Origin of the sequence: Flavilitoribacter nigricans DSM 23189 = NBRC 102662 (assembly GCF_002646595.1) — a bacterium.
In the GTDB taxonomy this organism is placed as follows: domain Bacteria; phylum Bacteroidota; class Bacteroidia; order Chitinophagales; family Saprospiraceae; genus Flavilitoribacter; species Flavilitoribacter nigricans.
In genome coordinates this window covers 25875-40635 of record NZ_PDUD01000051.1, presented here as the reverse complement: position 1 = coordinate 40635, position 14761 = coordinate 25875, and the positions used below count along the sequence as shown (strand labels likewise).

Here is a 14761-nt window from a genome sequence, read left to right as displayed (position 1 = left end):
TTGCCTATAAATCAACTTCAGCAAATAAAATGTGGAAATCGCCCCTCGTAAACATATTTATGTTTTTAGGGTGCTCTCTGACACTGTTAGCGACTACACCTTACGAACCAACCATCGTCGATCCACTTACGCAATCGTGGCGATGGAAGCAATTCCCCGAACTCGAAGGCAAAGGGATCCGGGGCATTTTTGAAGGCAGAGATCAAACGGTCTGGATCCCCTTTAACAATGGCATATACGAGTACAATGGGTACGAGTGGAAATTGCACAACCAGGAAAACGGCCTGGACGCCTCTCCCATGGAGCAGGTCTACGTGGCCAAAGACGGTACGGTGTACGCCGCGTCGGCTACCGGCATTTTTCAACTGGTGGGGCGTAACTGGACTAAAAAGCTCCATATTCCCGATAAGATCCCATTTCAATTCAACAAACTCACCGAGCTCTCTCCCGGGATCATCGCCGCCCCCTCCAACCGGGGATTGGTCCTGCTCGGGGACTACGTGCGCATTTATACCTCCGAAACCCGCATCGATGAATACCGGAAACGGATCCCGGAAGTAGAGTGGGTCTCCCTGCCGAATGAGCTGACGCCCGAACAGGATTTTCGCGATATCACGGACATCATCCAGGACCGGGAAGACCGGGTCTGGCTGGCGGTGAATATGCCCAATGACAAGGGGCGCCTGCTTTCTTTCCACATCTCCGAGCTGGCCAAAGATTTTATTTCCCAGTACGAAGTGTACACCTCGAATGAAAAATTCCAGCTGGGAGACGCCCAGAAAATGATGGAGGATAAGGACGGTGCGATATGGGTGATCAATGCCGTGTACAAAACCGGGATCTCGGTATTGAGGGACGGTAAATGGGAATACATCAAGCTGAGTGATCAGTTCAGTGGAGATGAATACATGACGGATATCGTACAGAGCGATGACGGTACCATCTGGATCGGATCGCTCGGTAAATTATATGCCTTCAAGGACCAAAAGTGGGCCATGTATACGGCTCCGGATTACCCCATTCCGGCCAATCGGGTACTGCTGCAAAAAAGCAAAGGCAATTACCTCTGGGTAGCCGGCTACAAATCGAAAGTCTTTTTCCTGGATTTCTCTTTCGATAACTGGATCTCCTACGCCGATCTGAATTTTCAGTTTCAGGAAGCGGACGGGGCCGAATGGTATCTGGAAGTAAACGGGAAGATCGTCCGGCAGCAGGAAGGAGTGTGGCAGGCCTACGGTGTGGAAGACGGTCTGATGGACGCTCCGATCCGGGTGGTAAAGACCCGCAACGGTCAGATCTGGGCGGCAGGTTCCCACAAGGGAATGGCCGCGACGGCCCTGCTCCGGGACGGTGTCTGGGAACGCCAACTCCATGCGCGACTTTCCTGGGGGGTGGATTATCGGTCGGTCTACGAAGATCGTTCGGGTAACCTCTGGTTCGGTGGAGCCGTGGATTCTGAATCGGATAAGGGGCATCAGGGCGGCGTTATGCAGTTGCTCAATCCACTGGATAAAGATAAAAGATGGGTGCATCACCCGGGAGGCGAGAATGGCCTGAGCCAGTCCAATGTATACGGTATCGGCCAGTCGCCGGACGGTCGGATCTGGATCGGCGGCAGTAACTTTTACGGACTGCACGGCGATACCTGGCAACGCCATACGGATTCGCGTTTACAGCAATTCGTAAACGTGGTATCCAGCAACGAAGAACTGTTGCTGGCGGGCTCGCGCTACTACGGAGTTTTTATGTTTGACGGTAAGCAATGGCGCAATTTCGATAACTCCAACGGCCTGTCGGGTAATACGGTGATCAGTATGGATATCGTTTCGCCGGACTGCATTTACGTGGCGACTGAGAACGATATTTGTCGCTTTGACGGCAACGCCTGGGTGAGCAAAGTTTTTCCGGAAGAACTCAATATGGATTTCGAAGGCGGTATGCTGCTGCACGACCGGGAAGGATCCATCTGGATCAACAAGTCCAGCCGTTCCTGGAAGCGCCGCGCCTTTTCCTACAACAAGACCCGCGAAGGGGAAAAGCACTGTTTCGTCGCCCACAAATACCGACCGGATAAAACGCCGCCGGAAACGGTGGTCACCATGTTCTCCAAGGAAGTTTCTCCCGAAGGGAATACGCTGGTGAAGTGGGATGGAAACGACTTTTTCGCCCAGTCGGCCCACAAGGAACTGATGTACTCCTACAAACTGGGCGATGCGGACTGGTCTCCCTACAGTACCGATAACAACTTCACTTTTATGAGCCTGAGCAACGGCACCTACACCCTGCAGGTGCGGGCCCGGGATCAGGACCTCAATGTGGATCCCACACCGGCGGTGATCGAATTTACCGTACTGCCGCCCGTCTGGAAACAGATGTGGTTCATCCTGCTGCTATTGGCTTTCTTTACCGTGCTTGGGGTATTCGAATACCGGATCATTACCAAGAAAAGGAAACTGGAATTGCTCAACGAGTCGCTCCACCAGGTGAACGGCAAGCTGCAGGATAAAAACGAAAAGATCGCCTCCCAGAACGAAGAGATCCTTACCCAGCAGGAACAGATCATCAAACAGGCAAAAGTGCTTGAACTGGCCAACCAGAACCTGGAAGAAAGGAACGCCGAGATCAAGCAGCAAAAGGATCGCCTGGAAGAGATGGTGGTGCAGATCGAAGAGCTTTCCAAGGCCAAGCTGGGCTTTTTTACCAATATCTCCCACGAATTGCGGACACCGCTGACCCTGATCTCCGGTCCTGTCGATCAGTTGATCCGGAACGGCCACGAGTTGCCGGAATGTACCCGCAATGGCTTGTACCAGATCATTGACCGCAACTCCAACCGTCTGTTGAAACTGATCAACCAGTTGCTGGAGATCCGACGGATCGAAAACAGTAACCTGGACCTGAATTTTCTTACGGTTTCTCTGTCGGATTTTATCGGTGAGATCGTCGGTATGTTTGAAAATCTGGCGGTGGAAAAAGAGGTTTATCTGGAATTCGAACACCAATGTCCCCAGGACGAATGGACCATCGATCCCGATAAAATGGAAAAGATCATGGTCAATCTGCTGTCCAATGCCTTCAAACATACGGCCTCCGGCGGCAGCATTATAGTGAAACTCAACCAGCTCTCCGCCCAGGAAGCCGGACTGCCGGCGCTGTACGAAGATTATCTGGAGATCCGCGTGGAAGATACCGGTTGCGGTATTCGCGAAGAAGACCTGCAACACATCTACGAGCGCTTTTTTGCTTCGGAACCCCAGAAGGCGGATCCCAATAGTTCGGGCATTGGCCTGGCCTATATCAAGGAACTGGTGAACGTGCAGCGCGGTGAGATCCGCGTAGATAGCCAGGTGGGTGTGGGCACGGTGTTTACCGTTTTCCTGCCCTGCATCCGCAAGCCGGAAATGAAATGGCAAACCAAACCGGCGGCCCCCTTCAAACTCGCCCAGAAGGAAGCGGCTTCCCTGCTGCAGTCCTTGGCGCTGGAACACGAGATCAAGGCCGCTCTGGCGGAAGAGGACAACACCGAACGGCGGAAGATCCTGGTGGTAGAAGATCATAAGGACATGCAACTCTTCCTGGAATCTTTCCTGAGCGAAAAATACGACGTCATCAAAGCCGGTAACGGTAAAGAAGGATTGAAGAAAGCTCAGGCTCACACCATTGACCTCATCGTCAGTGATGTGATGATGCCGGAAATGGACGGTCTGAGTTTCTGCGAAAAGATCAAATCCGATGTGCCGACCAGTCATATCCCGGTGATCCTGCTGACGGCCAAAGTACTGGAAGAAAATACCATTGAGGGTTTTGAAAAAGGGGCCGACGCTTACGTGACCAAGCCCTTTAGCCCGGAACTGTTGATGGCCCGGATCGAAAACCTGTTGCAACAGCGGGACCAACTGAAGACTTCATTCAATCGGGATTTCCTGCTGACTCCGCAAAAGGTAAAGCTGGCTTCTCCTGACGAAGAATTGCTGCAGCGCATCGTGGAGATCATGGAAGAACACCTGGAAGATACGGACTTCAACGTCAACCAGATGTGCAAGATGGTCCACCTGAGCCACATGCATTTCATCCGAAAGGTGAAACAACTGACGGGCAAAAAACCGATCGACCTGCTGAAATCCTTCCGATTGAAACGGGCCAAGGATCTGCTGGCGCAGAATAACCTGTCCATTTCGGAGGTAGCGTACCGGGTAGGTTATGATCTGCCCAACTCCTTCAGCCGTGCTTTCAAAAAGGAATTCGGCATGAGCCCGAAAGAATTCGCCGCGCAGGAAGAAGCCGCAGTTTGACCCCGGCTTAAAGTTGAATGTCTTTCAGGCACGTTTCCTGTGGGTGGTCTTCGGTAAGATAATAGATGCGGTAACTTTTTCCCGTGCGTTGTACCTTGACTTCGTCCACCGAACCGGGGCAATAGATCTTGGTGGTCAGGCGCGTCACGAACGGGCCACGCTTTTGGTAAACATCCGGCGGGTAGCGCATAGCCAGTACACCATAAAAGGTCTGCTCGATCCTGATATTTTCATCTTCGTAATAGACCGTTCCGCCCGGGAACAGCAAGTAGAAAAGTAACGACAATCCGAGAAAGGGGATCATCAATACCAGCAAACCACCCAAGGGTATGATCTGGAAAGTCCGAAAATATAGCCGCTCGTTGCGGCTGAGTTTTTCCTTTTCCAGACTCGCCAGTAAAAAGGCCGTAATCAGCGGTAGCAAGAGGATCAGCTGATTAAGCACGTCAACACTAAATTTCGTCTTCCGGAAAAGTACCAGATACAGCCAGCCAATACCGGCCGCCAGGGTAATGAAATGTACATAACGGCAAATACGCACAACCGACAAAGGCAAAGACCAGCTACTGCGGCTCAACGCCCGATAGCCACCAATAAAAAGCACACCAACCGCAATGATCAATAAATAATACATAAGCGTTTAGTTGTGATGTATACCCCCTCACCCAATCTCCCCATCTCCCCATCACCCCATCACCCCATGTCACTCCCTCACCAACTCCCCTTCCAAAATTTCGTGTTTGAAACCCTACAGCCTATATTTACAGAGCCGCTTCAAACTTCACTAAATCTAAAAGTCAGCCAATGCTCAAAATACGAATCTCCATCAATCCAATTCTGCTAAGAAATTACCTAACTGCCGGATTTCTGTTGCTCCTGACCAACTGCATGCTTTTACCGGAACTCACCGGGCAGAACCTGCAAAAAGAGGCCCTGGCAGAAGCCGTCTCCGGACTACAACTCCGTAGTATCGGTCCGGCCCTGATGGGCGGTCGCCTCGCGGATATTGCGGTACATCCCGTTGATCGCAGTACCTGGTACGTGGCGGTCGGCTCCGGTGGCCTGTGGAAAACGACGAATAGTGGAATTTCCTGGAAACCGGTTTTTGACGACCAGCCGTCTTATTCGATCGGTACAGTAACGATTGACCCCGGCAACCCGGAAATGATCTGGGTAGGCACCGGGGAGAACGTCAGCGGCCGGCATGTCGGTTGGGGTTCCGGAGTATACCTGAGTCGCAATGGAGGCAGATCCTGGCAAAATATGGGCCTTGAACAGTCGGAGCATATCAGCCGCATACTGGTCGACCCCAGAAATAGCGATGTTGTATTTGTCGCCGCCGAAGGACCCCTCTGGGCATCGGGTGGAGATCGTGGGTTGTACAAAACCGAAGATGGCGGCAAAACCTGGCAACAGGTGCTGGAAATTGATCCGGATACGGGGGTGACGGATGTGGAATTCGATCCTTCCAATCCCGATGTACTGTACGCTGCCGCTTACCAGCGCCGGCGGCATACCTGGTCGCTGCTGGCGGGCGGGCCGCAATCCGGTATTTATAAATCGACGGATAACGGAGCTACCTGGCGTCGCATCAGCACCGGACTACCCGGAGGCGATATGGGCAAAATAGGCCTGGCGGTTACTCCGGCGGATCCCCAACTCGTTTATGCGACCATAGAGGCTAACGGAGCCGAGCGCGGTTTCTACCGCTCTGCCGACAAAGGAGAAAGCTGGGAACGTAGGAATTCCTACATTTCCGGCGGTACGGGGCCGCATTACTACCAGGAAATAGAAGCTTCACCGGTCAATCCGGATCTGGTTTACCAGATGGACGTTTTCCTGCATGTCACCCGGGACGGTGGCAAAACCTTCAATTATCTGGGTACCGGGCGCGAGAAGCACAGCGATAATCACGCGCTTTGGATCGATCCGCGGGACGGCGAACATTTCCTGTGCGGTACCGATGCCGGCCTTTATGAGACTTTTGACGAAGGGACGACCTGGCGGCATTTCCCGAATCTGCCGGTATCTCAGTTCTATAAAATTGATCTGGATGCCGCGGAACCCTTTTACAATATTGTCGCCGGTGCGCAGGATCTTGGTACGCTGATCGGTCCTTCGCGTACGACCAATGTGGAAGGCGTGCGCAACCGGGACTGGTACGTACCGCTGGGGGCAGATGGTTACGACACCGCCTTTGATCCGAGCGATCCGAATACAGTTTACATGCAAACGCAGCAGGGGAATCTCCATCGGCACGACCGCCGGAGCGAGGAAGGGCTGAACATTCAACCGCAGCCCGAGCCGAACGATCCGCCGGAGCGGTGGAACTGGGATAGTCCAATCCTGGTCAGTCCGCACAACACCCAGCGTCTCTATTTTGGTTCTCAACGACTGTGGCGCAGCGACGACCGGGGGAATTCCTGGGCACCGATAAGTGGTGATCTGACGACTAACCGCAATCGCTACGAGCTGGAAATGATGGGCCGGGTCTGGAGTGCCGATGCCCTTTACGACAACGGGGCGATGTCCCAGTATGCGACCCTCACGGGTATATCGGAATCTCCCCGGGCGGAGGGCGTCATTTACGTCGGATCGGACGACGGCCGGATACAGGTAACCGAAGACGGTGGTGCCAACTGGCGTCCGGCAGCCGCACTGCCGAGAGTGCCGCCGCTTTCCTTCATCAACGATGTGGAAGCTTCCCGGCACGATGCCAATACGGTCTTTGCGATTGCGGATGCCCATAAGCTCGGGGATTACCATCCGTATCTGTTCAAAAGTACAGATCGTGGCCGGAGTTGGCGCTCGATCAGCGGTGACCTTCCGGAAAATACGATCGTCTGGGTGATCAAACAGGATCATCTAGATCCGGATCTCCTGTTCATCGGTACGGAATACGGGATCTATTTCTCGCCGAACGGCGGCACGAACTGGATCGAGTTGGGCGGAGGGGTGCCCACCATTCCGTTCCGGGATCTGGAGTTGCACGAGCGGGATAATGATCTAGTGGGAGCGAGCTTCGGACGCGGGATCTATATCCTGGATGATTATTCGGCCCTGCGAGATATTACAAAGGCCGTCAATGATGAAATAAGTGCACTTTTCCCGGTACGGGACGCCTGGTGGTACGTGCCCTACGAACCGATGCAGGCCAAGGGCATGCCGACGCTGGGTACGACGAGTTTTGTGACCGAAAACCCACCTTTTGGAGCGGTCTTTACCTATTATTTGCCGGAGGTGCCCATGACCCTGAAACAGGAGAGACAAAAAGACGAAAAAGCACTGCAAAAGCAGAATGCAGATATACCTTTTCCCGGTTGGGAGCGACTCCGGGAAGAAGCCGGGGAATCGGCTCCGCGCTTATTGTTATCGATACGTCAGGCTAATGGCGATCCGGTACGCTGGATCGAAGGAACAGCCGGTAAGGGGGTGCACCGGCTCAGTTGGGACCTCCGTTATCCGGCATCGGATCCGATCAGTCTGAGCCAGCCGGATTTTGTTCCGCCCTGGGCGGGTGCTTCCGTCGGGCCACTGGTTGCTCCCGGATCGTATACGGCAGAACTTTTCCTTATGCATGATGGCGATTTCCAAAGCCTGGGTACCCAGCAGGAATTTATAGTAAAACCGGTATCCTCTTTGCCCGACGGGACGGATGTGACGGCTGTAGCCGAATTTCAGCAGCAGACGAATGAGCTATCCAGAAAAGTCTCGATCGCCAACCGGGAGATCGGACAGGCACGTGAAAAAATGCGGTACATGAGAGCTGCGCTGCTCCAGACGCCAAAAGCAACACCGGAACTGTTCTCCCGCCTGGATGCACTCGGCGTGGAGTTAACCGGCCTGCAAACCAGGCTGTCGGGTGACCGCATCCGGCAAAGCATGAACGAAGCTACGGCACCCTCGATCAGCTCGCGGGTCGGCCAGGTAGCCTACGGGCACTGGAACACCCGGCAGACACCCACGGAAACGCATAAGCGCCTGATCCGTTCGGCCGAAACTGATTTTGCGGCATTTCGTGATGATCTGACGGCTTATTTCAAAAAGCTGGCTGATTACGGTGAGGCATTGCAGGCCGCCGGTGCACCCTGGACACCGGGGCGCTAGCATCGACTTCCAGTCGGTGAATGGGAATGTTCATCGACTGGAAGTTAGTAATATGTCATTAGTCGTTCACCGACCGGAGGTCGGAGGTACGGTGTACCACTGCCCCGGTTGGAAATCATAGGCCGCTTCCAGATAACCTCCGACCAGGGATTTAGCCGCACAGCCGGGAGCTTTACCCTGCGGGAAATCGATGATCCGGTCCGGATCGGACGCCGGCATCAGGCTGACCGCAATGCTGATCTCATCACCCAGTTCCCGGAGCAGCTCCTTGCTGATCATGAATTCCGTTTCTCCCGGATTGCCCATTTCCATGGTATTGGCGATCCATCCGTTTTCTTGCAGATAACCTTTCCTTTTCGCTATAGTCGCTTTGTCGAGCCCCGTTTCCCGCATGCCGAAGTCAAATTTTTCCGTCGGGGTCGGCCATTTTCCCTCGGCGGTCTTCTGGTAGGTCATTTTGCCCAGAGCGGCCGAGGCGTGCAGTATGATCATTTCATCACCATTGCACAAACAAATGTTGGCGACATACAATGCCCCGGACTTTACGCCAATTTTGAGATAATCATCGTTGGCCTCCGTCAATACCTCGTTCGCTCCGTTTGTGCCCAGCGATTGGTAACGGCGGAGTTCCGTTTCGGAAAATGTACCGTCTGGCAGATCTACGGCCGGTTGGCAAGCGAGAAAGAAGGGAAGGGCAAGCAGGGATAAGCACGCGTAATACATCTTCATCGGTGTGATTTTTGGGTAAAATTGATGTTTGATTTTCATGTCGGATATTCATCCCTCACTTACCAAAGTTACCGAAAATTTAATTCATTCATTTAGAACCGGGCCGGGCCTACGCTAGGTCATTCAGCATCATATGGCCGTGATCCGGCCGCATTGGAATGCTTCCCTGTTCCCGCTGCATCAGCTGTATCACCTCGCGCATGACGGCGTATTGTAACACCGACTTCCAGTCGGTGGTCGGTCACCGATTGGAAGTCGGTGCTGCAATTACCGAAATTTCAACAAATGTGCTAAAAGCCGGACAGCATTCACGCCAGATCAGCCAGGGACCGCCGAATCCCGTATTCCAGACCCCGCAATTCCGCCAGACCTTTCAAACGACCAATGGCCGAATAGCCCGGATAAGTCTTTTTTCCCAGGTCATCCAGCATTTTATGGCCATGATCCGGTCGCATCGGAATGCTGCGCTGTTCCCGTTGCATGAGCTGTACCACCTCGCGCATGACGGCGTACATATCCGTATCACCTTCGAGGTGATTCGCTTCCATAAAGTTTCCCGCATCGGCCCGCTGAGTGTTGCGGAGATGCAGAAAGTGAATACGGGAGCCCCATCTTTCAGCCATGGCCGGGAGGTCGTTATCGGGGCGGGCGCCGAAGGAACCCGTGCAAAAACAAAGGCCGTTGGCCGGGCTGGGGACGGCTTCCATCAGGGTAACCACATCCTGCTCCGTACTCATGATCCGGGGCAGTCCCAGTACCGAATAGGGCGGATCATCCGGATGAATGGCCAGTTGGATGCCTGCCGCTTCGGCAGTAGGCGTAATGGATCGCAAAAAGGAGATCAGGTTTTGCTGGAGCTGTCTGCGATCAATATGCCGGTAATGGCCAAGTTGCTCCAGTACCTGGTCGGGAGTGAACGCCACATCGCTGCCGGGCAGACCGAGCAGCACATTCTGGAACAGACGTTGTTTGTAGCCCTCGTCCAGGCCGGCAAAATGCGCCCGGTAGGATTCCAGTTCTTCGGGCGTATAGTCCTTTTCGGCTCCCGGACGTTTCAGCAGAAACAAATCTACCGAGGCGTAATCGGCCTTGTTAAAAAACAGCGCTTCGGATCGGTTGGGTAACTCATAGGCTACATTGGTCCGCACCCAGTCGAGTACCGGCATGAAGTTGTAGGTCACCACTTTGATGCCGCAGGCCGCCAGGTTTTCCAGGCTCCGGCAGTAGTTATCGATGTATTCCCGGTACCGGCCGCTCGCCGTTTTGATGTCCTCGTGTACCGGCAGGCTTTCCACCACCGTCCAGCTCAGACCGTGGGCCGCGATGTGCGCTTTGTAATCCCGGATGGCCTCAACCGTCCAGATCTCTCCAACGGGAATGGCGTGCAGGGCAGAAACTACTCCCGTACAGCCCGCCTGGGCAATGTGCGGCAGCGGCACCGGATCATTGGGCCCGTACCAGCGCATGAGCTGTTCCAGGGCAAATGTTGTATTCATGGAAAATATATTTTTGCTTGCCAGAGGGGAGGGCGATCAAACCAGTTCTATCGGAAGGATCCACCTTACCCATCTGCAAAGTTTCATCACATCATCACACCTCATCTACCACCGCGGCCGGATGCCCGGTGCGTACGGGAACCGCAAGGATTCGTAGTATTCCAGATCGTGCTCCGGTTGTTCGAGGTCCGCCGGGATCTCCATTTTGGAAAAAGACTGAAAATAACGCAGGCAGGCATCCCGCCACCATTTCGCTTCCTTTTCCTGAATATCCAGGTGCATCGCTACCTGCCGGAATCTACCTGGGTCAATATGATCGCTGACACTGTTCCACTGTTCTTTCATGGCCGTTACCGCTGCGGCTCCCCGGTGGTATTCCCGGCACAGTTCTACCCATAGGGTATTGCCCGTGCTAAGCACATGATCCCAGGGGACATGGTGGAACCACAGGAGGAATTTGTGCGAGATCTTATCCATATCCCGCAGCTCCTTCTGGAAATCCGGATGGTACTGCGACAGGGCATCACTGCCGCTGGCGGTACGGTCAAAACCCAGACCTTTTTCGTCGGCTTTGTGGTAATAAACGGACGTCCAGTCGGCCCGCGGCATTCTACTCACCCAGGGGCCGGGACCGTAGTGGTGGCCGGGGCCCATGATATGGTGGAGTCCGAGCGGCGTCATGTAGCGCACGCAGGTCTCGTGGGAAGTAGCCAGCATATTGTTGATCACCGAAACGGCCTCCGGATCGTGGGTAAAGGTCATTTTAGTCCACTCCTCAAAAATGCTTTCCGCGGCTATTTCCGGATCCCAGGCCAGTCGGCCGTAGGCGTACCAGTCGGCCTGACCGAAGAGATTGCCGGTCCAGTTGCGGGCGGTACCGATATTGGCCACCCCGGCAATGCCGGACAGTTCGTGACCGTCCAGAGAGCCGTCGATCACCTTGGCAACCGTAGAGCCTTTTCCTTTGACGTAAGTGTCGGTCTGCAGCACTTCTTCGTACATTTTGGCCAGACCGACCAGGTGAGTACCCTGACCGAGGTATTCTTTCGTGATCTGGAATTCCATCATTAGCGGGGTTTGCGGCATGGCACCGAACAGCGGATGGATCGGTTCGCGCGGCTGGAAATCGATCGGCCCGTTCTTTACCTGGATGAGGACGTTTTTACGGAATTTGCCATCCAGCGGTACAAATTCATTGTAGGCCTGTTTGGCGCGATCTTCCGGTTCTTCATTACTGTACACAAAAGCACGCCACATCACGACCCCCCCGTAGGGTTCGAGGGCATCCGCCAGCATATTGGCGCCTTCGGCGTGATTGCGATTGTAATTTTGCGGTCCCGGCTGGCCTTCGGAATTGGCTTTGACGAGAAAGCCACCGAAGTCCGGGATCAGCTCATAGATCTCCGCTACCTTATCACTCCACCATTTTTGCACACCGGCGTCCAGCGGATCGGCGGTTTCCAGTCCCCCCTGTTCGATCGGAGCGCTAAAGCGGGCCGTCAGGTAGATCCGAATGCCGTAGGGGCGGAATACATCGGCCAGCGCGGCCACTTTTTCCAGATAATCCGGCCGGAAGATCAGGGCATTGGCATTGACGTTGGTTACTACGGTGCCGTTGATGCCGATGGAGGCATTTGCCCGGGCGTAATCCGTATAACGCACATCCAGAAATTCGGGCAACTGGTGCCAGTCCCAGATCGAAAAACCGGCGTATCCACGCTCGACGGTGCGGTCGAGATTATCCCAATGGTTGAGCACGCGCATTTTGATCTTCGGGTTGTCGATCAGGTGCAGACCGGAGAGTGCACTTTGGGTCTGTACCAGGCGCAGGAGGTGGAAGCTACCGTACAGCACACCGCGTTCGTCTTTGGCGGCGATCACGATCCGTTGTTGTCCGTTCTGTTCCTTCTGCATCAGGAGGTAGCCTTCTTCCTGTATTTTTTCGGCATCGGCGGTGGTTACCCAGCCGTTGATGAGGTCGGATTGGCCGATGATGCCGGCTATGATACCGGGGCCATCGGCCGCGCGGTCGAGCAGGGGAACGGATTGCCCGAGCAGCCCGGAAAGGCCGTCACTCAGTTCTTTTCCGGCCGTAGCCAGAATGGGACTATCTCCGTCGATGAAGATCTGACCGACGCTTTGCCGGTAGTCATTCCGGACCTCCTCGCTCGCGATCTCATCGAATCGTAACCAGAGGCGATAACCGTCGTCGGCAAAACTATTCAGGGTACATAAAAAGGAAAATAAGATGGTGCAGGCAATTGATTTGAACATTATTATGCAAGGTTTGTATGGGAAGCTAAAATAACAGAATTCTTGCAGCGAATCTAATAAAAAAAGGAAAATACGCAATCGATTGCATGGATAATTTGCTATATTTACCCACGAGCCATTACTTTTGTTATGCAAGCTTGTATATTTAGCGCATAGCTCCATTACTATCAGGCATCAACCAATAAAGATGGAAGGAAAAAAGAAAGATGTAACGATCTACGATCTGGCCCATGAACTGAACGTTTCTCCTTCTACGGTTTCCCGGGCGCTGAACGATCATTACAGTATTGGAAAGAAGACTAAGAAGGCGGTAAAGCAACTTGCCGAAGAGCGTGGGTACCGACCCAACACCATCGCATCTTCCCTGCGGACGAATCGCTCCAACACGATCGGTATCATGGTGTCCTGGATCAACCGGCCTTTCATTTCCTCCCTGATCTCCGGTATTGAAAAAGCGGCCCGCGAATCGGGACATCAGGTGATCATTTCCCAATCTTACGATAAACCGGAACTGGAAAAAGACAACCTGCAGGCACTTTACGACAGCCGTATTTCCGCACTGATCGTATCTCTGGCCATGGGCACGACCGACTATCAGCATTTTGACCTTTTCACCAATAACGGCATCCCGGTAGTCTTTGTCGACCGGATCCCTTCCATCCACGATGTACATAAGGTACATATCAATAATTTCAACGCAGCTTTTGAAGCCACGGAACACCTGATCGATCAGGGCTGTACCCGGATCGCTCACTTCGGAGGCGCCCGCCACCAGAGTATTTACGAGGATCGCCGTTCCGGTTACATCGCGGCGCTGAAGAAGAACAATGTCGATGTGGATGAATCCCTGATCATTCAGGCTACCTCGCTCAATGCGGAAGAAGGTCTGCGCCTTACCGAGCAGGTGCTGGAACTCGAAAATCCACCCGATGGTATTTTCTGCGCCAACGACACCGCCGCCGTTAGTGCTATTCAATATGCCAAAAAAATGGGGATCCGTATCCCCGAAGAGCTGGCCATCATCGGCTTCAATAACGATCCGATCTGCGAGATCATCGATCCGCCCCTTTCTTCGGTAGATCACCCCGCCGTAGAAATGGGAGAGGCAGCGATCAAGCAGGCCCTGGCGATGCTGGAAGGCGAGATCGCTACGGATTCGGCAACCCGGGTTACCCTGGATACCCAGGTAGTGGTGCGGGCATCATCCCTGCGTAAGGGGTGATCACCCGTTAATCCACACATTCTGCTTTGGCTGTTCCTCCACGACAGTTTTCAATTTCCCAGGTACAACCAATAAGTTGCTAGGCGGCAGATCTGAGTTTCTGTTCCAACTGTTCCAGACTGGTTTCCAACTGGTATTTCGATACGGTCAGGCCGTAGGAGTACAGGTGCAGCGATACCGCCGGTTCGTCGGTAGCATTTTCCACAATATGAAAAGCTTCGGAATCGTGAATATAAGCCGGACCGCTTCGGGCGGTATAATCGTAAATGCCCGTCATCCGGTTTTCATCATCCGGTGCGAAGCGGGTCTCAAGCAGGGTACCGGAAAGCACCCGGATCAGACCTCCGCCCTCGGGATGGCCGTGTTTTTTACTTTTCTGGCCACCTTCCCAGCAGATTAACAGCATTTTGAGGTGTTTATCCTGGTGCAAGACCGTGGTGACGGGCACACCATTTTCGTAGTTGATATGCTGTTTCCAATCCGTTCCCGGATAGGCCGTAAATAAGGAGGCTAATGTTCTTACGTTGTGGTTTCCTTCCTGCTTAACGATCGCTTTGATCTCTTCGACCGTTTGCTTTAATGATTTCATTTGATTCTTGGGTTTTGGGCTTATATATTTTGCGAATCGGAAAAGGGTTACC

Annotated in this window: 8 protein-coding genes; 3 read left to right on the top strand and 5 right to left on the bottom strand. The window is 53.6% G+C overall.

Going from position 1 to position 14761, the window contains the following annotated elements:
* Nucleotides 1-59 precede the first annotated feature (59 nt).
* Nucleotides 60-4292 carry a response regulator gene (locus CRP01_RS36055; protein ID WP_170110693.1) on the top strand — a complete coding sequence of 1411 codons (4233 nt, stop codon included), beginning with the start codon at nt 60-62 and terminating at the stop codon, nt 4290-4292.
* A 7-nt stretch (nt 4293-4299) separates the two neighbouring features.
* Here CRP01_RS36055 and CRP01_RS36050 read toward each other — a convergent pair whose 3' ends face one another.
* On the bottom strand, nt 4300-4926 hold the full coding sequence (locus CRP01_RS36050; RefSeq protein WP_143473695.1) for a hypothetical protein: 627 nt from the start codon (nt 4924-4926) through the stop codon (nt 4300-4302).
* A 170-nt stretch (nt 4927-5096) separates the two neighbouring features.
* Here CRP01_RS36050 and CRP01_RS36045 point away from each other — a divergent pair, with 170 nt between their 5' ends.
* Nucleotides 5097-8399 carry a WD40/YVTN/BNR-like repeat-containing protein gene (locus tag CRP01_RS36045; protein WP_222845898.1) on the top strand — a complete coding sequence of 1101 codons (3303 nt, stop codon included), beginning with the start codon at nt 5097-5099 and terminating at the stop codon, nt 8397-8399.
* Nucleotides 8400-8465: 66 nt separating this feature from the next.
* Here the strand turns inward: CRP01_RS36045 and CRP01_RS36040 are convergent, their stop codons facing one another.
* From CRP01_RS36040 to CRP01_RS36030, 3 genes are all read right to left on the bottom strand, one after another.
* Complete coding sequence (locus CRP01_RS36040; protein ID WP_099154950.1) at nt 8466-9128, bottom strand: hypothetical protein; 663 nt, start codon at nt 9126-9128, stop codon at nt 8466-8468.
* A 308-nt stretch (nt 9129-9436) separates the two neighbouring features.
* Entirely contained in the window at nt 9437-10624 is a 1188-nt protein-coding gene (uxuA, locus tag CRP01_RS36035) for a mannonate dehydratase (RefSeq protein WP_099154949.1), read from the bottom strand.
* Between the two features lie 105 nt (nt 10625-10729).
* Complete coding sequence (locus CRP01_RS36030) at nt 10730-12898, bottom strand: alpha-glucuronidase family glycosyl hydrolase (RefSeq protein WP_099154948.1); 2169 nt, start codon at nt 12896-12898, stop codon at nt 10730-10732.
* 187 nt (nt 12899-13085) lie between these two features.
* Here CRP01_RS36030 and CRP01_RS36025 point away from each other — a divergent pair, with 187 nt between their 5' ends.
* On the top strand, nt 13086-14120 hold the full coding sequence (locus CRP01_RS36025; protein WP_099154947.1) for a LacI family DNA-binding transcriptional regulator: 1035 nt from the start codon (nt 13086-13088) through the stop codon (nt 14118-14120).
* A gap of 79 nt (nt 14121-14199) precedes the next feature.
* Here CRP01_RS36025 and CRP01_RS36020 read toward each other — a convergent pair whose 3' ends face one another.
* Nucleotides 14200-14709 carry a cysteine dioxygenase gene (locus tag CRP01_RS36020; RefSeq protein WP_099154946.1) on the bottom strand — a complete coding sequence of 170 codons (510 nt, stop codon included), beginning with the start codon at nt 14707-14709 and terminating at the stop codon, nt 14200-14202.
* Nucleotides 14710-14761 lie beyond the last annotated feature (52 nt).